The organism is Pseudomonas sp. P9_2, assembly GCF_034008255.1.
GTDB lineage: Bacteria > Pseudomonadota > Gammaproteobacteria > Pseudomonadales > Pseudomonadaceae > Aquipseudomonas > Aquipseudomonas synxantha_A.
The window spans coordinates 4150125-4169665 of record NZ_CP125376.1; the positions used below are offsets into that span (position 1 = coordinate 4150125).

29 protein-coding genes and 1 pseudogene are annotated in these 19541 nt (G+C 57.1%); 21 read left to right on the forward strand and 9 right to left on the reverse strand.

Annotated elements, in window-relative coordinates:
- Nucleotides 1-228 precede the first annotated feature (228 nt).
- The 6 genes from QMK52_RS18670 to QMK52_RS18695 form a co-directional block, all read right to left on the reverse strand.
- On the reverse strand, nucleotides 229-444 hold the full coding sequence (locus tag QMK52_RS18670) for a hypothetical protein (RefSeq protein ID WP_320403202.1): 216 nt from the start codon (nucleotides 442-444) through the stop codon (nucleotides 229-231).
- A 188-nt stretch (nucleotides 445-632) separates the two neighbouring features.
- On the reverse strand, nucleotides 633-1178 hold the full coding sequence (locus QMK52_RS18675; protein WP_320403203.1) for a hypothetical protein: 546 nt from the start codon (nucleotides 1176-1178) through the stop codon (nucleotides 633-635).
- The gene (locus tag QMK52_RS18680) at nucleotides 1168-1524 is read right to left on the reverse strand and encodes a hypothetical protein (RefSeq protein WP_320403204.1); all 357 of its coding nucleotides are present in this window, start codon (nucleotides 1522-1524) and stop codon (nucleotides 1168-1170) included. Before QMK52_RS18680 ends, QMK52_RS18675 begins: the two co-directional genes overlap by 11 nt.
- 30 nt (nucleotides 1525-1554) lie before the next feature.
- Nucleotides 1555-1833 (reverse strand): hypothetical protein, encoded by a 279-nt coding sequence (locus QMK52_RS18685; protein WP_320403205.1) that lies wholly within the window; start codon nucleotides 1831-1833, stop codon nucleotides 1555-1557.
- A 14-nt stretch (nucleotides 1834-1847) separates the two neighbouring features.
- Nucleotides 1848-2429: a DUF4236 domain-containing protein gene (locus QMK52_RS18690; protein ID WP_320403206.1), complete on the reverse strand. Its 582-nt coding sequence runs from the start codon at nucleotides 2427-2429 to the stop codon at nucleotides 1848-1850.
- Between the two features lie 20 nt (nucleotides 2430-2449).
- Nucleotides 2450-3184 (reverse strand): S24 family peptidase, encoded by a 735-nt coding sequence (locus QMK52_RS18695; protein ID WP_320403207.1) that lies wholly within the window; start codon nucleotides 3182-3184, stop codon nucleotides 2450-2452.
- A 102-nt stretch (nucleotides 3185-3286) separates the two neighbouring features.
- Here QMK52_RS18695 and QMK52_RS18700 point away from each other — a divergent pair, with 102 nt between their 5' ends.
- A complete protein-coding gene (locus tag QMK52_RS18700) occupies nucleotides 3287-3520 on the forward strand; it encodes a hypothetical protein (protein ID WP_073842711.1) in 234 nt (77 codons plus the stop codon).
- A 64-nt stretch (nucleotides 3521-3584) separates the two neighbouring features.
- Nucleotides 3585-4052: a YmfL family putative regulatory protein gene (locus QMK52_RS18705; RefSeq protein ID WP_320403208.1), complete on the forward strand. Its 468-nt coding sequence runs from the start codon at nucleotides 3585-3587 to the stop codon at nucleotides 4050-4052.
- 198 nt (nucleotides 4053-4250) lie between these two features.
- Here QMK52_RS18705 and QMK52_RS18710 read toward each other — a convergent pair whose 3' ends face one another.
- The gene (locus QMK52_RS18710; protein WP_320403209.1) at nucleotides 4251-4745 is read right to left on the reverse strand and encodes a hypothetical protein; all 495 of its coding nucleotides are present in this window, start codon (nucleotides 4743-4745) and stop codon (nucleotides 4251-4253) included.
- Nucleotides 4746-4987: 242 nt separating this feature from the next.
- Here QMK52_RS18710 and QMK52_RS18715 point away from each other — a divergent pair, with 242 nt between their 5' ends.
- From QMK52_RS18715 to QMK52_RS18775, 13 genes and pseudogenes are all read left to right on the forward strand, one after another.
- On the forward strand, nucleotides 4988-5725 hold the full coding sequence (locus QMK52_RS18715; protein ID WP_413817819.1) for a Rha family transcriptional regulator: 738 nt from the start codon (nucleotides 4988-4990) through the stop codon (nucleotides 5723-5725).
- A 1-nt stretch (nucleotide 5726) separates the two neighbouring features.
- Nucleotides 5727-6024: pseudogene (locus QMK52_RS18720) on the forward strand (phage replication protein); the annotation flags it as partial.
- A gap of 2 nt (nucleotides 6025-6026) precedes the next feature.
- The gene (locus QMK52_RS18725; RefSeq protein ID WP_320404206.1) at nucleotides 6027-6314 is read left to right on the forward strand and encodes an HNH endonuclease; all 288 of its coding nucleotides are present in this window, start codon (nucleotides 6027-6029) and stop codon (nucleotides 6312-6314) included.
- On the forward strand, nucleotides 6311-7225 hold the full coding sequence (locus tag QMK52_RS18730) for a helix-turn-helix domain-containing protein (RefSeq protein ID WP_320403211.1): 915 nt from the start codon (nucleotides 6311-6313) through the stop codon (nucleotides 7223-7225). Before QMK52_RS18725 ends, QMK52_RS18730 begins: the two co-directional genes overlap by 4 nt.
- Nucleotides 7212-8000: a hypothetical protein gene (locus tag QMK52_RS18735; protein WP_320403212.1), complete on the forward strand. Its 789-nt coding sequence runs from the start codon at nucleotides 7212-7214 to the stop codon at nucleotides 7998-8000. Before QMK52_RS18730 ends, QMK52_RS18735 begins: the two co-directional genes overlap by 14 nt.
- Complete coding sequence (locus QMK52_RS18740; protein ID WP_320403213.1) at nucleotides 7997-8572, forward strand: hypothetical protein; 576 nt, start codon at nucleotides 7997-7999, stop codon at nucleotides 8570-8572. The genes QMK52_RS18735 and QMK52_RS18740 overlap by 4 nt, the downstream gene beginning before the upstream one ends.
- Nucleotides 8569-8928, forward strand: coding sequence for a hypothetical protein (locus QMK52_RS18745; RefSeq protein ID WP_320403214.1), 360 nt, complete (start codon nucleotides 8569-8571; stop codon nucleotides 8926-8928). The genes QMK52_RS18740 and QMK52_RS18745 overlap by 4 nt, the downstream gene beginning before the upstream one ends.
- A gap of 265 nt (nucleotides 8929-9193) precedes the next feature.
- Entirely contained in the window at nucleotides 9194-9709 is a 516-nt protein-coding gene (locus tag QMK52_RS18750; RefSeq protein WP_320403215.1) for a hypothetical protein, read from the forward strand.
- Nucleotides 9706-10350 carry a recombination protein NinG gene (locus QMK52_RS18755; RefSeq protein ID WP_320403216.1) on the forward strand — a complete coding sequence of 215 codons (645 nt, stop codon included), beginning with the start codon at nucleotides 9706-9708 and terminating at the stop codon, nucleotides 10348-10350. The genes QMK52_RS18750 and QMK52_RS18755 overlap by 4 nt, the downstream gene beginning before the upstream one ends.
- Nucleotides 10347-10673 (forward strand): Lar family restriction alleviation protein, encoded by a 327-nt coding sequence (locus tag QMK52_RS18760; RefSeq protein ID WP_320403217.1) that lies wholly within the window; start codon nucleotides 10347-10349, stop codon nucleotides 10671-10673. The genes QMK52_RS18755 and QMK52_RS18760 overlap by 4 nt, the downstream gene beginning before the upstream one ends.
- Nucleotides 10670-11215: a hypothetical protein gene (locus QMK52_RS18765; protein ID WP_320403218.1), complete on the forward strand. Its 546-nt coding sequence runs from the start codon at nucleotides 10670-10672 to the stop codon at nucleotides 11213-11215. Before QMK52_RS18760 ends, QMK52_RS18765 begins: the two co-directional genes overlap by 4 nt.
- A 923-nt stretch (nucleotides 11216-12138) precedes the next feature.
- A complete protein-coding gene (locus QMK52_RS18770) occupies nucleotides 12139-12510 on the forward strand; it encodes a chemotaxis protein (RefSeq protein WP_025856073.1) in 372 nt (123 codons plus the stop codon).
- Complete coding sequence (locus QMK52_RS18775; RefSeq protein WP_201914986.1) at nucleotides 12510-12827, forward strand: hypothetical protein; 318 nt, start codon at nucleotides 12510-12512, stop codon at nucleotides 12825-12827. Before QMK52_RS18770 ends, QMK52_RS18775 begins: the two co-directional genes overlap by 1 nt.
- 492 nt (nucleotides 12828-13319) lie before the next feature.
- Here QMK52_RS18775 and QMK52_RS18780 read toward each other — a convergent pair whose 3' ends face one another.
- The gene (locus tag QMK52_RS18780) at nucleotides 13320-13559 is read right to left on the reverse strand and encodes a hypothetical protein (protein WP_320403219.1); all 240 of its coding nucleotides are present in this window, start codon (nucleotides 13557-13559) and stop codon (nucleotides 13320-13322) included.
- Complete coding sequence (locus QMK52_RS18785; protein WP_320403220.1) at nucleotides 13556-13765, reverse strand: hypothetical protein; 210 nt, start codon at nucleotides 13763-13765, stop codon at nucleotides 13556-13558. The genes QMK52_RS18780 and QMK52_RS18785 overlap by 4 nt, the downstream gene beginning before the upstream one ends.
- 74 nt (nucleotides 13766-13839) lie before the next feature.
- Between QMK52_RS18785 and QMK52_RS18790 the strand changes: the two genes are divergently transcribed.
- The 6 genes from QMK52_RS18790 (at nucleotide 13840) to QMK52_RS18815 (ending at nucleotide 19531) form a co-directional block, all read left to right on the forward strand.
- A complete protein-coding gene (locus QMK52_RS18790) occupies nucleotides 13840-14463 on the forward strand; it encodes a putative metallopeptidase (RefSeq protein ID WP_320403221.1) in 624 nt (207 codons plus the stop codon).
- A gap of 31 nt (nucleotides 14464-14494) precedes the next feature.
- Nucleotides 14495-14956, forward strand: coding sequence for a DUF2280 domain-containing protein (locus QMK52_RS18795; protein ID WP_034135924.1), 462 nt, complete (start codon nucleotides 14495-14497; stop codon nucleotides 14954-14956).
- The gene (locus tag QMK52_RS18800; RefSeq protein ID WP_320403222.1) at nucleotides 14943-16244 is read left to right on the forward strand and encodes a terminase large subunit domain-containing protein; all 1302 of its coding nucleotides are present in this window, start codon (nucleotides 14943-14945) and stop codon (nucleotides 16242-16244) included. The genes QMK52_RS18795 and QMK52_RS18800 overlap by 14 nt, the downstream gene beginning before the upstream one ends.
- Nucleotides 16241-17659 carry a DUF4055 domain-containing protein gene (locus tag QMK52_RS18805; RefSeq protein WP_320403223.1) on the forward strand — a complete coding sequence of 473 codons (1419 nt, stop codon included), beginning with the start codon at nucleotides 16241-16243 and terminating at the stop codon, nucleotides 17657-17659. The genes QMK52_RS18800 and QMK52_RS18805 overlap by 4 nt, the downstream gene beginning before the upstream one ends.
- Nucleotides 17634-18719: a minor capsid protein gene (locus tag QMK52_RS18810; RefSeq protein WP_320403224.1), complete on the forward strand. Its 1086-nt coding sequence runs from the start codon at nucleotides 17634-17636 to the stop codon at nucleotides 18717-18719. The genes QMK52_RS18805 and QMK52_RS18810 overlap by 26 nt, the downstream gene beginning before the upstream one ends.
- Before the next feature lie 83 nt (nucleotides 18720-18802).
- Nucleotides 18803-19531, forward strand: a complete 729-nt coding sequence (locus QMK52_RS18815) for a hypothetical protein (protein WP_017479625.1) — start codon at nucleotides 18803-18805, stop codon at nucleotides 19529-19531.
- The last annotated feature ends 10 nt before the right edge of the window (nucleotides 19532-19541 follow it).

Sequence of the window (19541 nt, forward strand, 5' to 3'; positions counted from 1 at the left end):
CTCCCTGTCCTTGCCGGACAGGCGGCCCCGCTGTTATTTCCGCAGCGGGATCGTCTTCTGAATTTTTAAAGAGCGGATCGATTGGCTGTCTCCTGTTGAGGAGTAATGCGGTCTCGACGGACAAACATTACCGTACGGTAATTAATTTAGTCAATACCGTTAGGTAATTAATTTGTTGCGACCACAAAAAAGCCCGCTCAGTGGCGGGCTATTGTGAGGCTCGATACGTCAGTCAGGGCCTTGAGCTCGTAACCTGGCCAAGCCCTGCTTGATGTGCCCAGCGTTCTCTCCAAGGGCGAAGAGGGTAACGCGCACGTTATTGCCTGCCTCTGCATTGCCATGGCGTTCGACCAGCAGAGTCAGCTCCATCAGTGCCGCTTCCAGGGCGAGTTGGTTCTCGTATTTGCGTTCGAGCATATCGGGAAAGGAGTAGGGGGAAGGCATTGCGTCGTCCAATTGAGGTCCTAGATAGCGTAGACCACGGAATTGAAGACAAAGAAAAGCCCGCGATGGGGGATAGCGGGCTTAAAGGACCTTCACGAGGAGCTGTGACCACAATAGACGCTCCACTGTGAAAAGGTCGTGAAAGCCCAGATACAAGAAGCCCGGCGCTGGGCCGGGCTTGATTTTTCTTACTTCGACGGAGCGCTTGGCGATTGAGCGGTTGCGGACTCGGATTTCCCAGCCTGGAACGCGGACATGGTCGTTTGCATGGCGCCTAATACGTTGGCTTGGTTGGCGTAATACGCCCCAACCAAAATTGCCACCACGGCTAAAAGCTGGACGATTACTGCGGCCCAGTAATTAGACTTTACTGTAGCTGCCTGCTTGGCTGCGTCTTCAGCGCCTTCGGCTGCCTTGGTGACGCGCTCAGCAAGTAGCTCGAAGCGTTTATCACGCTCAAGCTGTGCTTTATCTCGCTCTGCCTGTGATGCTAGGAAGCTCTCAATTTTCGCAGACACGGATTCTACGCGAGCATCCATTTTGACTTCGATGGTCTCGAGCTTTGCGTTGAATTCTTCGCGAGTAATATCGTTCATTTTTTTAGTATGTCCCACGGTCAGGCTGCTGTCACCTGATGACTCAAGACTTGCATCAGACGACGGCGTCTTGAACGTCGGAGATGCCTTTTCAAAGCCGTCTCTTAACTCTCCACAGGTTGAGAACTTAGTTTGCATCGATTTCATCCTGCTCTGGCGGCTCGAAGTCGAGTTCTGGTTCCACCGGATTTTCATCCACCCATTTTTTTACAACCCTCGAGAGATGCTGCCTTAAATAGCCGCAGTTATCGCAGAAGAGGGCAAAAGTGGAAAGATTCTGCGGTCGATTGCCATCTTTCAGCGACGTGACAAGCCTATAGCTGTCAGCATTGGCAAAGGAGGGACTAATTACTGTCCACGTTTCTCCCTCACACACCGGGCAGTTAGACTCAGGGCTTTTTTCTTCCAAAAAACGAACAAAATCGTCTGCGGTTGTTGCCAGCATCGACCTCTTTTGCTTTTGTGAGTTCTGCTCGTCCGACATAAATTTCCCAATGATCTTTGTTTATTTGCTTCAGAAATTGGAGTCGCAATCATGCTTCCCTACAGATTTTTGCCGAACAATTAATTCAACCTTGCCCCGCACAATCCTTCCCGCCTTAACGTCATCCGCATAACCCACCAGCCTGTCAGCTTCCTCATAGAGCGTACCCACCAACCCCATCAAGGCTATCGCGTCGGCATCAATGAGCTTTTCTGCGAGCTTGACCAGATCGATACAGGACTGCTCAAGGTTGAAGGCAATAGCTTTGAGATCGCGGCGCAGTTGCTGGTTGGGTTTTGTGAGGGGCATTTAGGTCTCCAGAATCAGTGCGCGGACTGCCATTCGCCAGATTCCGCCTCGTACCTATCGAAGGATTCTCTAAGCGCCACAATATCTAGCGGCAACTTTGGGGTAATGGAGCCAGGCTCCTCTGGGACAATTCCGTCAGCCTCCATCAATTCGACGAGTTCCTTGCCGCGAGCAATACCTACGTTCAGATGGCGAGCAACAAAAGCTGCACTCAGGTGCTTCCCTGTTAGAGTTGCAATAACCGCTCTGCCGTACATAGGGTCGGCAGCGTAGCTGTCATGATCCAGGTAGTTTTCCAGCCAGCCACCGAATCTGCATTCGTAAAGAAGAACATCTAGATCGGCTATTGTTTGATCGGCGCTCGCGAGGACCTCCGCCAGGGCTCGGTCATGCTCCTGCTCGTCAGAGGGCTCGCCTTTAATTAGGTGGCTCGTTGATAGCCCTGTCCCTGGAAGGCCTGCAGTGACCCTTACTCCCTTCTTGCTCTTGTTGACGCTCAGCCCTGGCGGACCAAACGAAAAGCTAAAACCGGACTTGGTGATGTTCAGCCAAACCCAGGGGAGTATTTGAACCCGCTTTTGAAATCTCATACCCATTCACCACCTCCTTGTGGTCGTTATAGCTTGCGAGCATTCCAAACAAGCAGAACACGAGCCTGGATATGAACTTTGGCTAGCATATCGCCATCGATCATGATTGCCGGGTACACTGGGTTGTCTGAAATCATGCGCAGGGAGCCGCCAGTTAGGCGCTGAAGCCGCTTAATGAAAAGTTCTCCCTCCAGCGTGAAGACATAGATCGCATCGGTTCGGATCTCGGTGATGCCGCGATCTACCAGCAGGGCGTCGCCGTTGCGGAACGTGCCCTCCATGCTGTCACCATCGCCATCGATGATGGCCAGGTTCTCTAGCTTGGAATATGACAAACCCTGAGTCTTGAGCCAGTCAAGGTGAACGGTAATATCCCTGATTACCTCGATATGGTCAGGCGGCAGTCTTCCAGGCCCCATCGAGCCAGCTACATCGAGCTGGGGGATGGTGATGAAGTTGGCGTCCTGAGACTTCCTTCGCGAATCAATAGGAATCACGTTGCTCTCCCTGGCGTGGCCTTCACCAATCGGTGCATCTAGCGCGTATCTGGCGAGGCCGAATTCGCTTTCTATTTCCCGGGCGAAGTCCTCTCCGATGGTTTTTGCGCCGTTTTTTTCCGGCTCAAAAAGACATCTGGAGATGAAGTTCTGAGGTTTCTTCAGCTTTTCTGCGAGGCGTGACTGTGCGCCGCGAGAGCCAACCCCGTATTCGGTGTCCATCAGCTTTTTTAGGTTGTGCCTGCGCACTTCGCGAATATCCATCTTGCGATTCTCTACGGGTCATTACTCATTGGTAAATGACCATTCGGTATTGATTAATGTTTACCCTGCGGTAATAATTGCGCATCACAGAGGAGAACCGTGATGCGAACTAAGCACACCCAGCTTTTGGAGTGGCTCAAAAGCGCTTCCGACGATGCCGTCGAGCGCACCGGGACCTCTCGCGGCTACCTGAAACAAATTGCCTACGGGAACAAGCAAGCCTCCGCTGCGCTTGCGGTTTCGCTTGAGCGTGAATCGGCAGGCGCCCTAAGTCGCCGGTCATTACGCCCTGCTGATTGGAATTTGATCTGGCCTGAGCTTGCCTCTGCCGCCTGACATCTCTGTCCGCCGTTCCATTGAGGCAAGTTTGATCGCAACCGACCCAAGGAAAAACTAGGACATGAAAACGCCCGTACTAGAGACCCGCCGCCAAGTAATGGCAGCCGTGTCCAACGCTTTCCCTGGTGGGATGGATTGCGCAGCTGCTCGCCTCGGCATCAAGGACAAGCGCCTGGAGAACCAGATCTATGAAACCGCCGGGTGCAAGCCCTTGAGCGATACCGAGATATTCGTGCTGGAAAGCGAAACGAAGACCGAGCTCCTGCCGGACTACATCTGCGCGATGTACGGCGGCGTGTTCGTGAAGATCCCGGAAGCGAGGGAGTTGGACAACGTCGACCTGTACCAGCGCTCGCTTGCTGCATCCGCACAGCGTGGCGCGCTCGACCAGATGGTAGCTTCCGCCCTGGAGGACGGCGAAATCGATTCGAACGAAGCAAAGAAGATCCGCGCCCTGCACGCCAAGTACATGTCGGCGAGCCTTGAGGCTATCGGGGCGGTAATTGAGTTGCACAAGGCTCGAGCGTAATGCGGCTGAACCAGCGGCAGATCGTGCAAGTCGCAATCGCGGGCCGGTGTAGTCCTGTGAGCACGGAAATCATTCCTTCGATTGCTGGGCTGACACTGCCTGAGTTCTGGCTCGAGTTGTGGGGGCAGGTTGGCAGCGAGCGCTCAAAAATCGGTTACGCAAAATTCGAGCTAGCTACCACCAACGTCACTGAGAGAGTTACTGAAGGAACGTACCAATTAGCGCGACTGCTGCCGGCAGACGCCCAACCCCCTCATCCAATAGTTTCAATGTCAGGTGTTTTATGGCCTCGGCAGAAAGTCCTTTCAGGCCTTGAACAAGGCGACTCTTCTCTTCAGGAGGCGCATCGCTCTCAAGGATTTTCCTTTCTAGGAGATCACGAAGGGTGTCCTCATGAATCTTGATCGTGACTACACCCAGGACCGCGCTGAGCCCTCCGTCATCGGCGAGAAAGTCCATTCCCGACTTTGTGCACTGAATGCCGTTGTTGGTGGGAAGGGCGAATCCGTCACCTGTGAGCTCAATACATTTTTTGATGAGGCCGTGCTCTGCCAGATAGCAGAGGTTCGCGTCGACTCTCTCCTTTGTCTCCGCCGCGCCAAGATCGAAATACAGGCCGTGCGGGGCAGGGAATGGGTACGCCTCAGCTGCCGCCTCGAGAATCCGCTTCTGAAGCGCTCTATCCAATTTCATCTGTCCAGCCTCCTAGGCCTTCTTGTGTGGAAGCAGAAAGCTACCACGGATGCGCCGGACACCCAATTTACTCGCAACACCAAATCGCAGGCACAAAAAAGCCAGGTTCGTGGCCTGGCTCTTTGTGCAGCATTTACAACTAAGTTCTGGAGCGAATAATGCCCATGTCTACCCAAGCTGTCAATTCGCCACTTTCCGCGCCACGTTTTTCGCAATCTGAAAACGTGGCGCGAGGAGTTTCCATGTCCAGCCTTGAGCTGGTGGATTTCATCAACTCCAAGCGCAAGAAGGGCGAGCCGACCCTGACGCACAAGAACCTGATCGCCAAAGTTCCGCGTGTTCTCGGCGCCGATCAATCGGCTAAATTTTCAGCCGATTACCTTGATGCCCGTAGCCGCGTACAAAAGTGCTTTGTGTTCCCCAAGCGTGAAGCTTGCCTGATCGCCATGTCGTACAGCTACGAGCTTCAGGCATTGGTGTTCGATCGCATGACCGCGCTTGAGGATCGTGAGCGCGCCCGCGCACTGCCAAGCAATCCAAAGATCATCGGTGAGCTTGCCATTCTGGAGTGCTTCGACCGTCTGCTGAAGCCCGCGCCCTCCAGCAAAATGATGATGCTGGCCAAGATCGCAGCCAACAACGGCCTGGATGCCAAGTTCCTCCCAGGCTATGCCGTTGACGCCGCCTCTGATGCCACTGGCGGCTCTTCGATGCCTACCAAGGCAATCACCGCCCTGATCAAAGATCACGCAATCGCCAGCACGGCCCGCGCCTTCAACCTTGCGCTAAAGGCCCACGGCTTCCTGACCCTACTCCAGCGCAAAAACTCCAAGCAGGAAATGGTGGACTTCTGGTCTGTGACCGAGAAGGGCATGGCCTACGGCAAGAACCTCACCAGCCCTCAGTGCCCCCGCGAGACGCAGCCTCACTGGTACGTGGATCGCTTCCTTGAATTGGCCGCTAAGGTCGGGAAGGCCTGACATGCAATACACCGTCACGATTAACCAGGTGAAGGCGCTGGAGTGGGGGCTGAATTCTCAGCAGGCCCTGCTGTTCGCGTTCGTCTACGGCTGCCCGAGCTGGGCCAAGCCAATCAAGACTGACGACGGGATCTTCTTCGCGCTGAGCAAGGCCAAGATCACTGAGGAGCTACCGCTGCTCACTGACAAGCCAGACACCGCTTACCGCATGCTGAAGGCCCTGGAAGAGGCAGATTTGATTGAGCTGCGTCCTGGGGCATTCCGACTCACCGAAAAAGGCTGTGAGTGGAATCCGAACCGTATGGGCCATTTCACTACTTACCAACCACCAGTTCTCCCGTCTCGGCGCAGGACGAAAAAGAAACCAATACCTTCCGGCCTGCGCACTCAAGTGTTCGCCCGCGATGGTCATGCTTGCCTGCGCTGCGGCTGCTCGGTGCTGATGCGTTTGAGGGCTGATCATGTCATCCCTGAAAGCCAAGGCGGAGAAGCCTCTTTGGGCAACCTTCAAACCCTTTGCATGTCCTGCAATAGCTGGAAAGGCGTGCAGACGATTGATTTCCGCGCCTTCGCCGGAGGTGGGGTATGAGCATGACCCTCATGGTCGCCGCGATGAAGCTTCGCGTCGGGAATCCATTGCGCAAGCTGGTACTGATCAAGCTTGCCGACAACGCCAGCGATGTAGGCGAGTGCTGGCCGTCCTATCAGCACATCGCCGATCAGTGCGAGATCAGCAAGCGCTCTGTCATGAACCACATCACGGCCCTGTGTGATGCGGGATTGCTGCGTAAGGAAATTCGTAAGGGCGGACCTAAGGGGAATTCGTCGAACGTTTACTTCCTCACCCTCGAGGGAGGTGGTGCACCTCCTGCACCAGGGGTAGTGCAGCAGATTCACCAGGGTAGTGCAGCAGGTTCACCCCCTTGTGAATCTCCTGCACTAGGGGGTAGTGCAGCAGATGCACCCAGAATCAGTAACTCTCTTGAACCAGTCATAGAACCGGTCATTGAACCCATTACGCCCCAGGCTACCGCCAAGGTCGTGACGGGGCAGGTCGTGCAATTCGTTCCGCAGCAACCACGAGTTGAGATTCCTGCCGACATGCCAGGGCCAAAGGACCAGGCCTGCAAGACCTTCAAGGTCTGGGCGAACTACGCCATGGCCTACCGCAAGCGCTACAGCGCCTGGCCGGTGTGGAACGCTAAGGCTGGCAAGCAGATGGCATTGCTCGTCGACAGACTGGGCGCCGATGTCGCCCACCACGTCGCCGCTCACTTCCTGAAAACCAGCGATGCCGCTGTGCTGCGCAAGTGCCACAGCCTCAACGAGCTGCTGGCCAACGCTGAGAGCTACCACACGCAATGGGTGACCGGGCAACGCATCAACGGCACGACAGCACGCCAGATGGAGCGGACTGAAGCGAACCATTCCGCAGCGGAGCAGGCCGCCCAGATGGTTCTGGCCAAACGCCAAGCAGGTGACCGCAATGAATACCTCTGAAATGAATGACCAGCAGGTCGCCGGGCTGGCCGCTGCCATCTGCGCTACGGCCGAGGCCATGGGCCAAGAGATGAACCCAGGCACTGCCGCGATGATGGCTGAAGACCTCTGCGCGTATCCGGTGCCTGTCGTCAAAGCTGCGTTGAAGGCTTGCCGCTTCGAGGTGAAGGGCAAGCTGGCGATGGCCGACATCCTGCAGCGCGTCCAGTCCTCCGATGGCCGTCCCGGTAAGGACGAGGCTTGGGCCATCGCCATGACCACCAACGATGAATTCGAAACCGTGGTGCTGACCGACGAGATCCAGCTGGCACTGGCTGCCGCGAAACCCATCTTGGATGGCGGCGACAAAATCGGTGCGCGCATGGCGTTCATCGACGCCTACCAAAGGTTCGTGGGCCAGGCCCGCGAGGATGCGAAACCGGTCAACTGGCACGTGTCCGTAGGCTTCGACTCCAACCGGCGCATCCAGGCAGTCACCAAGGCTGTGGAACTGAAACGCATTCCCCAAGAGCACGGCCAGAAGTACTTGGCTGACCTGAGCATTGTTCCTGTTACCGAGGATGGCCGCGCCATTGCCGGCTTGCTCACCGGCGCCGTCACCCAGCCTGCTCCAGTGCTGCGCCAGAAGCTGGAACTGGTCAAAAACTCCATGCTGGAAATGCGCAAGGCCAGTGCCGAACGAAAAACCGAAATGCGCATTGAAGCGGCCAACGAGTTGGCGGATCGCCGGGCGCTGCTGATCAAGCAGGCCCAGGAATTGGAGGCTCGAGCATGACCATCGACAAGCAGAAACTTCAGAAGCTGCTGTGGAGTGAAGTCGCCTCTTGGAAGGCTGACTGCAGTGAGTGGAAGCAAAGCGCTGAAGCGCTCGGTGAGTTCCTAGGCGAGAAGACCGTGGAGGAGGTGGCTTTGGAGCTGCTGGCCGAGAACGAGGCGCTGCGCCAGAGCGTAGCCGAACATAAAGCATGCATTGCCAGCGATAACGAGCTGTTCCGTGAGGTGAATCTTGAGTGCAACAGGTATCACTCGGTAATCGTTGCGGTCGGTCAACTGTTGGGCATCTCGAAGGAAGAGCAGGACGAAGAAGAGGCAACGCAAGAAGAGCTTGTCGAGGCAATTAACGAGCTCTGGGGTCAAGTCCATGGCATGCAGGAAGATCTCGACGAGTACAAGTCAGAGCATGAGGTGCTGCGCCAGGTATTGGTCAGCTCCCACGAGTTCATCCTGAATGACGCCCGCACGCGGCACATGTGCGACGAGACGGGCCAAGTATCGCCACTATTCCCGAAGCGGGTGGGAATTTTGGCAGCCATCGACGCCGCCCTGGGCCAGGGAGAGCAGTCATGATCGACATGAATGAAGTGCTCGATCTACAACGCAAAGGCGACTTCGCCGAACTGACGCGCCGAGGCATTCGGATAACGGACGGAAAGATGGAGCAGCTGGAAGGATGGGCAAAGCCGTGCTTTAGCGGATTTCGCGCCCATTACTTCGTCCAGGTGTCTGCAAATGCAATAGGCCCAGGTGGTCGTTATCGCTCCTGGAAGTCGGAGTGCGGCGCAGAAACCACGACTCACGACAAAGCTCCGATGTTCGGGATGGGTAACTGGGAGCGCTGCAAGGCCTGCCTGAAAAAGCGAAACGCAAAGCGCAGCCTTGAGGCAACGCAGGCTGCCCATATGGGTAATGGAGAGTGGTCATGACCGACTTGAATCAACTCTCGGCGTCGGCCCGATCCGCTGCAATGCGAGGCGGTACCGCTGGCTGGGGACAGATCGGCGGACTGGCTGAGCATATCCGGTACATGGAGCGTCGACCCAAGCGCCCAGGCCGCAAGCCGAAATGTAACTGCGGCTGCGGTACACCAAAGACTCACACAGGATTTGCCAACGGCGTCTGCTTAACGAGCGGCTGCGAGATGTCTATGCGCCGCTGGGTAAAAGCTGCTGGCGTTCTGAGGTCCAAGCCATGACCAAGCCAGCCAAGCCTCGCCCAATGCCCGTATACCTGGTACTGCGCCGCTTGGTAGATCCGGTCACAGGCAAGGAGGTGGCCGCGTTCGTGCCGTCCTCCGACGCTGACCGGTCGATCCTTCGCGAGCGTGAATTCAAGATGAACGCGAAGATCCGCGCCGACCTCAAGCAGCCGCGCAACCCACGGTTCAACGGTTTGGTCCACGGCCTGGGCCGGGTGCTGAGCCATAACATCGACCGTTTCTCAGGCAAGCAGTCCCACGACGCCATCAAAGCCCTGCAACTGGAGTCTGGCGTGTACTGCGACGAGGAAGCGTTCGACATTCCTGGGTTGGGCCAGCTCACCCGAAAGACGCCCCGCAGCCTCTCATACGACTCGATGGGGGAAGAGGTCTTCCAAGACTTCTGGCGTCAGTGCTGCGCGTACCTGGTGCTGCACGACTGGCCGACGCTCACAGAAGAGCGCCTGACCGAGATGGCCGAGTTCGAAGCGTTTAAGGAGGTTGCATGACCATCGAACGGAAGCTGGCCAAGCCGAAGAAGTGCCGCGTTGCTGCGTGCGGTGCCTTATTCGTCCCTTCACGCATGGGCCAGGCGGTTTGCAGCCCGGCCTGCGCAATGATCGACGCGCCCAGGCATGAGCCGAAGGCGCGCAAGGCGCTGGCACAAATCGAGCGGAAGGACATCAAGGTCCGTAAGGAGGCCCTGAAGAGTCGCGCCGACCACATGAAGGATGCCGAGAAGGCTGTGCGGGACTGCCGGCGCACCTACGAGCTGAGTATTGGCAGTGGCTGCATGAGCTGTGGTGAGTCACAGGAATCGATTCTTGCGGCCCAGGGTTGGAAGACTGGCGGGGCATTCGATGCGGGCCACTTCCTCGGCAAGGGAGCTCGCCCAGAGCTGCGCCTGGAGCCAACCAACATATGGCTTCAGTGCAAAGCGTGTAACTCGGGCTCCTACATGCACGCTCGCAAGGGCTACACCGTTTCCCAGGGCTTCCGCGCCGGCCTCATCGCTCGAATCGGCCTTGAGGCTGTCGAGGCGCTGGAAGCCGACCACGCGCCACGCAAAGAAACCGTAGAGCAACTGAAAGCCATCACAGCCGAATACCGGGCGAAGACCAGAGAACTGAAGAGGGGGAATGCAGCGTGAACGAGCCAATCAAGATGGGGCCATGCGCGTTCTGCGGTGGCCCTCCAGTGACTATCATTACTACCGCATTCTTCCCGCGCCAGCACGTTGAGAGGGTAGCGAACTACGGCGAGGACGGCCTTAGCGTTGAGGCTCGAGTCTACTGCCATGAGTGCGGCGCCAGCGGCGAGACCGCTGAAGATGAGATAGACGACGCAGAGAGTTACGACGACGTAATGCTCGATGCCATTGGGAAGTGGAATCTCCGAGACAAGCGGCATGCCGGCCTGTACGAGTCCAGCGATCATGCTGGCCGAAACCTATACCCGAGGGCTGACGCATGACCTATCGCAACGTTGTTTCAGCAGTAGTTCGCGCCCTTGCGGCCGAGACCATCAGTTCCGCCGGCGGCTGCGACTTCGAGCCCAAAGTTCAGTGCGCCAAGCAAAAGGGGGAGATCGTCGGCAAGGAGGCGGCGTTTCTGCAGGACTGCTGGGTGTTCGGTCGGCTGCACAAGACGTTGACCCCAGCGCACTGGCGGGCACTTGTGTCAAAGTACTCTACGCACCAGGAGCGCAAGCACGGCGCCATTCTGGAGCTGCTGAATTCGGTAAAGACTCCAGCGCCGAAGCGCTTTCGGGAATGCGCCGTGCTGACCTGGGCTATTCCTCAGGTAGCAGGCGCCGACGGCAAGCGCTCCGCCGCGGTGCTGCCAGCGGCATGGTACGACATCACCAATTGGGATAATGACGGAAAGCCAGAGTCGACCCGATATCGGTGGCGCTCGTCGATACGCAAGGCGCTGGATGACCAGGTGAATGAGGCGCTGACTTCCGCTCAAGAGTTGCTTGATGCCGAGGGACTGATAGAAACTTGCGCGGCATAGTAAATAGCGATTGCATTGGGTGAGAAAGTGAGAGAATATTTACCCATCCTGTCGATCTTGCGCGTTAGGGATTGACACTAGAAAGCCTCGTCACTGCACGGGGCTTTTTTTCGTCCGCTCGTCGAGGCAGAAGCACTTTCTGTCTAATCAGTCCCTCCCAGTTATATGCGCAACCCCGCGCTACAGACAGGAGGTGATTTATGGTGGATGACAATAACGGTCCTGCAGCGCCATATCCTGGACCAAAAGAGGATATGCCTGAGACGGGCGAGGGTCATGACTCCGGTCTTGAGCAAGCTGAGTCGGAGCCCAAGCAGGGAACTGGTGACAAGCCGGAGGATTGGAATCCTCCGCCGGGTAATCCAGGATCTGATCAAGACGCTCAAACTGATCGCGACAACGGCGGCGCGAAGTCGAATTGAGAGAGTGCAAGTGTCAGAGCCCGGCTAAGCGCCGGGTTTTTCTTTATGCTGGAGGAGTTGAAAAATAACCCAGCGCATAAGGATATCTGCAAATGTCGAGATATAAGGCACAAGAGAAATTAACAAAAGACGTCTTCGTTGAACCCTTTCCCCTTGGATATGGGGTTTATGTTTGGGCCGTGCTCAAAGACGGGGTTACGTTTCGGATATTCTCTTCAGAGGACGACGCCGAAAAGGAAATTGCTTACTTGGAGTCGCTGGAGAAACTGCTACATCCGGACCCTGAACCTGATGATTCGGTGAGTAGCAGGAAAGGGCCAGGGCTACAAAAGCCCAAGTAATTCCAACAGGTTCTCGCTGCATTTTAGGCACTTTAATCAAAATTTTAGCCCCATTTTTTGGGGCTTTTCGTTTTCGGTCCTACCACACCCATATTCATTGCTGAGAGTGCAGTTGGGGCTGACCTATTCTGGCCAAGGCCATTTTCTTCATGGAGCGACGATGGATCCTACTGACCTCGGCCCAGGCACAGCTACCTGGCTGGGCGGTAGTGCCACCGTTGTGCTGGGCGGCCTGCTATGGCTGCGCCGGTTCCTTTCAAAGGATGCGACTGACCGCGCGATGGACAGCGCCGATATCGGCACACTCAAGCGCCTGAACGAGCTGCTGAACCAGGAGCGCGCCGCACGCAAAGAAGCCGAGGCCCGCGCCGATCAATTCGCGAAAGAGCGGAATGACTTGGCGGCCGCTGTTGGGCGCATGGAAGGCAAGATCGAGGCGCTGACCAGCCAGGTCGCTCAACTCACTGACCGCGTGACGCAACAGAGCGACGAGATCACTCGCCTGCGCACCAAGCTGGGAGGTATCGCCTGATGGATAGATGCGCATTGGAATTTATCGCACGCCGCTGGTGGCGCCGGGCTGAGGTCTGGGCAATCGCTGTCGTGCTGGTCGGAGGTGGCGCCGTCCTCGGTTACCAGGCCGCCTACTGGTCTCTTGCTGAGAAGCAAAGCAACCAGGTGCAGGACATCAGAAAGGCGTACGACACGGCCATGACGGAGCGTGATCGTCTACTAGAAGAGTTGACACGCAAAACCGGCACCGCCGCCGAGAAGGCGTCAAAGGCTGCCACTACTGCTGCCCAGGCCGCGGATAAGGCTGATGAGGCCCTAAATCGGGCGGCTCAGTAATCCGCGCCACGTTTTCGAATGCGCCAAATCGTGGCGCAGTTCTTAAGCTAAACGTTTGTCTTGAGGGATCCCTGAATATTGTGAAGCGCGTACGAAAGCTCGTGCTCTACCTCGTGAAGTCCCTGGTTCCACTTTTCGCTATGCGGACTCGTATCGGTCCTCATTCGAAAGTTTGCGGACGTGCTTCTGACGGCTGGGCCAAAGAAGAACTGCTCCAAGTCCGTTTTTGGTACTTTTCTGCGCGATAGCGTTTCGTGCTTGGCCGCGTCTTTTATCTCATCCTTCAGCTTGGTGAGCCGAGCCTTTAAAAGGTCGATGCTGTTCGACGAGAGGCGTGATTTATCGGACGCATCATCGACGAGGCTCCGAGCTTCGTCATGCCATCGTTGTAGTTTGGTGATAATGGCTAGGGCCTCGTTTCGGTCAAATTCCATTTTTTTCTCCCTCTTGCGTCGGGTAGGTGTGCCGCAGGTGAATGCGGCGCTGCTGAGATCAATACTCGCCGCCACGCATTCTTTCTGCTATCCCGTTGAGGTAACCGATCAAAAGCTCCACCTGGTCAACAGTGGTAGCGATTGGGTACTCGCCGAGTACTGCCCTCAGAACCTCGTGGTGGTCGAGAAAGAATAGGCCGCCATCTACATACGCCGTGTACTCGCTCGCAGGCATCTTATACATCGACGGGATATCAACGGCATTTGCATCGGTATCAATCGTGACATTGAGCTTCATAGCGTGCCCCTCGATTGTGAATTGCGTTCTGCACATTCAGCTATGGCATCCGCTTCATCGTCATGCTCGCCGTAACGCTGTTCGGTTTTTATGTGCTCCACAACGAACCAGTATTGGTTTATCGGGGTTGCGCGTACCAGTTCTCCTGGGCGTATCCCTTGGATAATGACCTTGGGGACTTTCCTGACTTCGTACTCAGGCTCCATGTGCGCCTCCTTTGCGTTGAGTTGATCCTCACCAATACCGGCAACGCTTCACTATTTCAAGCTCAAGGTGATCCATGGACAGGCCATATCCTCCATCATCACTGCTTGAGCTTTCGGACCTATCCAGCTTTGGCATTCGCCTGACCCCTGCGCCAGAGGTCTGGGATTGGTTACAAGCCGAGATCCTTGCCGACACCGGCAGCATTCACAACGAAGACCACGCCCACCTACTGGATGCAGACATCCGTGTCATGTGGGCGTCGTCGAGCTTCGAGAAAAAGGGCCGCACAGTTCTGGGCCAGGCCGAACAGGTAGCGTTCCGTGCCGGTGGATGGCAGAAAGCCCGGATGGAGCAACAGATGAGTGATTGGTTCGGCGATGTGCCGGCTTTCATCATCACGTTGGCTGCTGACTACTGCGCCCAATGCAGCGACACCGACTTCTGCGCGCTGGTAGAGCATGAGCTTTATCACATCGCACACGCCAACGATAAGTACGGTCAGCCAGCCTTCAACAAGGAAGGGGCGCCGAAGCTGGAGATGCGTGGTCATGACGTCGAAGAGTTCGTCGGTGTCGTCCGCCGCTACGGTGCGAGCCCTGACGTTCAAGCGTTGGTGGATGCTGCAAACAGTCCTGCTGAGGTGGGGAAATTGAACATTGCGAGGGCCTGCGGAACCTGTCTGCTCAAGCTGGCTTAATCCTTGACAGCCCTTGACGGAAAACGAATCTATGGCAGCCCTGAAAGATGAGGTGAAGGCCTTTATTGTCCAAGCCCTGGCCTGCTTCGACACCCCCAGTCAGGTTTGCCAGGCCGTCAAGGAGCAGTACGGCATCGAAGTGTCCCGCCAACTGTGTGAGCGATACGACCCAACCAAGTATTCCGGTCGTGACCTCGGACAGAAGTGGAAGACTTTTTTTGAAGAGTGCCGCAAGCGCTTCAGGGAAGAGACAGTAGATATCCCGATTGCCAACCGCGCCTTCCGCCTCCGCGCAATGAATCGTTTCGTGGAGAAGGCCGAGACGATGAAGAACATCGGCCTGGCTATGCAGATCCTCGAGCAGGCTGCAAAAGAAACCGGTGACATCTACGTCAACCGGGCCAGGAAGGAAGAAGCCGGCGACGAACCAGTGATCCCGACCCGTATCCAGGTCGACGTGGTGGATGCGAGGAAGCCGAATGCCGAGCCTTAACGTTCCGCAAGCTCAATTCCTCACGCTGCCCCACAAGTTCCGCGCGTTCGTTGCCGGGTTCGGATCAGGCAAGACCTGGGTGGGATGCTCGGCACTGAGCAAGCATTTCATGGAGTGGCCTGGCGTAAACGCTGGGTACTTTGCACCGACTTACCCGCAGATCCGGGACATCTTCTATCCGACCATGGATGAGGTGGCCTACGACTGGGGGCTGAAGACCAAGATCAACCAGGCGAACCATGAGGTTCACATCTACAGCGGCCGGCAGTCCCGCGGCACTGTGATCTGTCGGTCCATGGAGAAGCCGCAGACGATTGTCGGTTTCAAGATCGGTCACGCCCTGGTGGATGAGCTGGACGTGCTGACCGCCCTCAAGGCTCAGCAGGCCTGGCGCAAGATCATCGCCCGGATGCGTTACAACCTGCCCGGGCTGAAGAACGGGGTGGATGTCACCACTACGCCGGAGGGCTTCAAGTTCGTCTTCCTGCAGTTCGTGAAGCAGCTGCGCGACAAGCCGTCGCTCAAGGAGATGTACGGCCTGGTGCAGGCCAGCACCTTCGACAACGAGCTGAACTTGCCGGAGGACTACATCGCGTCCCTGATGGAGTCCTATCCGCCGCAGCTGATCATGGCGTACCTCAAAGGCCAGTTCGTCAACCTGACGTCCGGCACGATCTACACCGGCTACGACCGTAAGCTCAACGGTTGCTTCGACACCGTGCAGCCCGGTGAGCCACTGTTCATCGGGATGGACTTCAACGTCGGCAAGATGGCGGCGATTACCCATGTTAAGCGTGACCAGGGGCTGCCCAGGGCCGTGGATGAGCTGATCGACGGCTACGACACGCCCGACATGATCCGCCGCATCAAAGAGCGCTACTGGCAGCACGACGGCAACGACTTCAAGAAGACCTGCGAGATCAGGATCTATCCGGATGCCTCGGGTGATTCACGTAAGTCCGTAAACGCCAGCATTACCGACCTGGCCATGCTCAAACAGGCTGGGTTCTCGGTCATCGCTCCAGCGGCAAACCCGCCGGTGAAAGATCGAATCAACGCAATGAACGCCGTCTTCTGCAATGCGCAGGGCGAGCGCCGCTACCTGGTCAATTCGCTCGCCTGTCCGACCTATGCCGATGGCCTGGAACAACAGGTGTGGGCCGCGAACGGGGAGCCAGACAAAACCGCCGGCATCGATCACGCGAATGACGCCGGCGGCTACTTCATCCACCGCGAGTACCCGATCATCAAACCGGTCACCGCTATCAAAATGGGATACGCCCGATGAGCAACGACGTCTCCTTCAAGCGGGCGGAATACACGGCAGTGCTGGATCGCTGGGCGACCGTTCGCGACGTTTGCGCGGGCCAGCATCGTGTTGTCGATCGGCTGCCGTACATCAACGCACACGACAAGTCGCCGGAGAACGAAGACAGGAACCGGGCTTATCGAGAGCGGGCAGTGTTCAAGAACGCCACCGGGCACACCCGTAACGGGTTGCTGGGCCTGGCCTTCCACAAAGACCCGACGCTGACGGTCCCTAAGAAACTTGAATACCTGCAGGACAATGCCAACGGATCTGGGGTGAGCATTTACCAGCACTCCCAGGGCACGCTTGAAAAGGTGCTTGAAGCTGGCCGCCATGGCCTGTACGTCGACTATCACCAGGACGACGGCATCGGCGGTCACTCGGTGATCCTGTCCTATTGCGCTGAAGACATCATCAACTGGCGCACGGGCATGGTGAACGGTCACAGTGTGCTGACGCTGGTGGTGCTGCGCGAGTCGCCGGAGATACCGGATGGTTTTGGCTACAAGACAGCTGAGCAGTATCGGGAACTGGCGCTGGAGGATGACGGCTTTGTTTGCCGCGTCTGGCGCCGGTCCGGGCCGAAAGGTGGTGGGCCGCTGACTGTCATCGAAGAATTCAAGCCGGAAGGCGTTACGGGGCGCCTCAAAGAGATTCCGTTCAGCTTCGTCGGTGCACAGAACAACGACCCAAGCATCGATGAGTCGCCTCTGTATGACATAGCCATGATCAACCTGGGCCATTACCGGAACAGCGCCGACTACGAAGACAGCGTCTTCTGGTGCGGTCAGGCCCAGCCGTGGATCAGCGGGCTGGATGAGTCCTGGCGCGACTGGATGGAGAAAAACGGCATCTATGTCGGTTCCAGAGCCCCGATGATGTTGCCGGTCGGAGGCGCTTTCGGCTACGCCCAGCCTGCACCGAATACGCTTGTCAAGGAGGCCATGGCTGACAAGAACCAGATGATGATCGAACTGGGTGCGCGGATGGTGGTGGCGTCACTTGCCACCAAGACCGCTACCGAGTCACGCGGTGATCAGTCGGCCTCCACATCAGTTCTGGCTGGCTGTGTTGCCAACGTCAGCGAGGCCTACACGCGAGCCATTATGTGGTGCTGCATGTACATGGGTATTGCCGACAAGAAGGTCGCCTACCAGGTCAATCAAGAGTTCGTCGAGCTCACTGCTGATCCGCAGATGATCACGGCCTTGGTTGGCTTGTGGCAGAACGGCGGCTTCGCGAAAGCTGATCTTCGGGCGTATCTGCGCAAGCTGGGGCTGATCGCGCCAGAGCGAACTGACGAGCAGATCGACGGCGAGCTGGAAGAGCAGGGCGATGGTTTGGGCCTGGACGACGAGGACACAATAGATGGCGGCGAACCAAGCAATACTTGACGCAACCATCCGGCACGCTGTCTTTCTGGAAAAGCTCAAGGCTGGGGAGGTCAGCAAGTTTGCTCCTTTCCTCAAGGAGATTGACCGTTCTATCCGGGACCGCCTCACCCAGTCGGATCTGACTGAGTACAACGTCAAGCGCCTGGACGCGTTGCTGAAGGAAGTGGATAGCCTGCTGCTGGGCATCTTCGACCGGTACAGCGAGCAGCTGAACCTCGACTTGGTGGATATCGCCAACTACGAGGCGCAGTTCGAGGCTACAAGCCTCGCCAGATCGGCACCGGTTGGCGTGTCGCTGGATGTGGTCGCTCCGACGGCTGCTGCGATACGTACTGCGGTGCTGACGAACCCGCTCAGTGTGCGCGGCACTGGTGGTGGGAAGCTGTTGAAAGCCTTCATCAAAGGCTGGACCGGCGCCGAGCGCGAGCGCGTCACGGGCACGATCCGGCAGGGCTTCTCCGAAGGGCAGACGAACTTCCAAGTCATCCGCAACATCCGTGGTACCAAAGCGGCTGGGTACAAAGACGGCATCCTCGCCATCACCAACCGCAATGCCAGCACGGTCGTGCACACCGCGATTCAGCATGTGTCGTCCCAGGCGCGGATGGAGGTGGCCAAGACCAATACGGATATCGTCGAAGAGATTCAAATTATCGCTACGCTAGATAGCAAAACTGGCGATCAGTGCCGCTCGCTGGACGGGCGACGATTTCCGGTCAGATCCGGGCCTCGTCCGCCGTTCCATCCGAATTGCCGAACCAGCTTCATCCTGCTGACCAAGCTCAGTGATATGTTCGCCAAGGGCGCTACCCGTGCCTCAGTAGGCGCCAATGGCGGCCAGCAGGTAAGTGCCGACCTCGATTACTACCACTGGCTCCAGCTTCAGCCAGCGTCGTTCCAGGACGTGGCCATCGGCCCAGTCCGGGCCAAGCTGTTCCGGGAGGGTGGCTTGACCGTGGAGCGCTTCGCCGAACTCCAGCTGGACCGCAACTTCTCGCCGCTAACACTGAAACAGATGAAGGGCTTGGAGCCTTTGGCGTTCGAGCGCGCCGGAATTTAACCGAATACATTCAATCAGCCGGCCTTGAGCCGGTTTTTTTATGTCCGTTAGGCGGGCAAAACATACCCAAGGGGTGCATCAACGTGGCAGAAGAAAACGAAATCGACCTGGAAAACCCGGCAATCAAGGCCGCTATCGCGACTGCCGTTGAAGCATCCGTTTCCGGATTGAAAACCAAGAACTCGGAGCTGCTGGGCAAGCTGAAGGAAACCTCTGGCAAGCTGACTCAGTTCGAAACCCAGTTTGAAGGCATCGACATTGACGCCGTCAAAGGCTTGCTCAGTCGTGCCGGCCAGGACGAAGAAACCAAGCTGCTGACAGAGGGCAAGGTGGACGAAGTCTTCAACCGCCGCACTGAGCGTCTTCGTGGCGACTACGATAAGCAGTTGAAGACCATCAGCGAGCGCGCCGAGAAGGCTGAATCCTTCGCTGCCAAGTTCCAGGGCAAAGTCCTGGGCGACTCGGTACGCGGTGCAGCACTAAAAGCCGGCGCTCTCCCCGAAGCAACAGACGACATCATCTTGCGCGCCAAAGGCGTGTTCACCCTTAACGAAGATGGCGATGCAGTCGCCGTTGATGAATCCGGCCAAGTCATCCTCGGTAAAGACGGCAAGACCCCTTTGACTCCGCTCGAATGGGCGGAATCTCTGCGCGAAAGCGCACCTCATCTGTGGCCAAGGGCTTCAGGGACATTTGCCCCGGGCGGGGGTGGCGGCAAGGCTGCATTCAAGCGCTCCGAAATGACCTCCGAGCAGAAGCGCGACTTTCAGCGCAAGCACGGCCAAACCGCATATCTAGCATTGCCCAAGTAAGGGGATTGAC

Bases quoted from the DNA above. Each gene is read 5' to 3' on its own strand.
- QMK52_RS18670 (WP_320403202.1), bottom strand. From the start codon at position 444: ATGCCTTCCCCCTACTCCTTTCCCGATATGCTCGAACGCAAATACGAG.
- QMK52_RS18675 (WP_320403203.1), bottom strand. From the start codon at position 1,178: ATGCAAACTAAGTTCTCAACCTGTGGAGAGTTAAGAGACGGCTTTGAA.
- QMK52_RS18680 (WP_320403204.1), bottom strand. From the start codon at position 1,524: ATGTCGGACGAGCAGAACTCACAAAAGCAAAAGAGGTCGATGCTGGCA.
- QMK52_RS18685 (WP_320403205.1), bottom strand. From the start codon at position 1,833: ATGCCCCTCACAAAACCCAACCAGCAACTGCGCCGCGATCTCAAAGCT.
- QMK52_RS18690 (WP_320403206.1), bottom strand. From the start codon at position 2,429: ATGGGTATGAGATTTCAAAAGCGGGTTCAAATACTCCCCTGGGTTTGG.
- QMK52_RS18695 (WP_320403207.1), bottom strand. From the start codon at position 3,184: ATGGATATTCGCGAAGTGCGCAGGCACAACCTAAAAAAGCTGATGGAC.
- QMK52_RS18700 (WP_073842711.1), top strand. From the start codon at position 3,287: ATGCGAACTAAGCACACCCAGCTTTTGGAGTGGCTCAAAAGCGCTTCC.
- QMK52_RS18705 (WP_320403208.1), top strand. From the start codon at position 3,585: ATGAAAACGCCCGTACTAGAGACCCGCCGCCAAGTAATGGCAGCCGTG.
- QMK52_RS18710 (WP_320403209.1), bottom strand. From the start codon at position 4,745: ATGAAATTGGATAGAGCGCTTCAGAAGCGGATTCTCGAGGCGGCAGCT.
- QMK52_RS18715 (WP_413817819.1), top strand. From the start codon at position 4,988: ATGTCCAGCCTTGAGCTGGTGGATTTCATCAACTCCAAGCGCAAGAAG.
- QMK52_RS18725 (WP_320404206.1), top strand. From the start codon at position 6,027: ATGGGCCATTTCACTACTTACCAACCACCAGTTCTCCCGTCTCGGCGC.
- QMK52_RS18730 (WP_320403211.1), top strand. From the start codon at position 6,311: ATGAGCATGACCCTCATGGTCGCCGCGATGAAGCTTCGCGTCGGGAAT.
- QMK52_RS18735 (WP_320403212.1), top strand. From the start codon at position 7,212: ATGAATACCTCTGAAATGAATGACCAGCAGGTCGCCGGGCTGGCCGCT.
- QMK52_RS18740 (WP_320403213.1), top strand. From the start codon at position 7,997: ATGACCATCGACAAGCAGAAACTTCAGAAGCTGCTGTGGAGTGAAGTC.
- QMK52_RS18745 (WP_320403214.1), top strand. From the start codon at position 8,569: ATGATCGACATGAATGAAGTGCTCGATCTACAACGCAAAGGCGACTTC.
- QMK52_RS18750 (WP_320403215.1), top strand. From the start codon at position 9,194: ATGACCAAGCCAGCCAAGCCTCGCCCAATGCCCGTATACCTGGTACTG.
- QMK52_RS18755 (WP_320403216.1), top strand. From the start codon at position 9,706: ATGACCATCGAACGGAAGCTGGCCAAGCCGAAGAAGTGCCGCGTTGCT.
- QMK52_RS18765 (WP_320403218.1), top strand. From the start codon at position 10,670: ATGACCTATCGCAACGTTGTTTCAGCAGTAGTTCGCGCCCTTGCGGCC.
- QMK52_RS18770 (WP_025856073.1), top strand. From the start codon at position 12,139: ATGGATCCTACTGACCTCGGCCCAGGCACAGCTACCTGGCTGGGCGGT.
- QMK52_RS18775 (WP_201914986.1), top strand. From the start codon at position 12,510: ATGGATAGATGCGCATTGGAATTTATCGCACGCCGCTGGTGGCGCCGG.
- QMK52_RS18780 (WP_320403219.1), bottom strand. From the start codon at position 13,559: ATGAAGCTCAATGTCACGATTGATACCGATGCAAATGCCGTTGATATC.
- QMK52_RS18785 (WP_320403220.1), bottom strand. From the start codon at position 13,765: ATGGAGCCTGAGTACGAAGTCAGGAAAGTCCCCAAGGTCATTATCCAA.
- QMK52_RS18790 (WP_320403221.1), top strand. From the start codon at position 13,840: ATGGACAGGCCATATCCTCCATCATCACTGCTTGAGCTTTCGGACCTA.
- QMK52_RS18795 (WP_034135924.1), top strand. From the start codon at position 14,495: ATGGCAGCCCTGAAAGATGAGGTGAAGGCCTTTATTGTCCAAGCCCTG.
- QMK52_RS18800 (WP_320403222.1), top strand. From the start codon at position 14,943: ATGCCGAGCCTTAACGTTCCGCAAGCTCAATTCCTCACGCTGCCCCAC.
- QMK52_RS18805 (WP_320403223.1), top strand. From the start codon at position 16,241: ATGAGCAACGACGTCTCCTTCAAGCGGGCGGAATACACGGCAGTGCTG.
- QMK52_RS18810 (WP_320403224.1), top strand. From the start codon at position 17,634: ATGGCGGCGAACCAAGCAATACTTGACGCAACCATCCGGCACGCTGTC.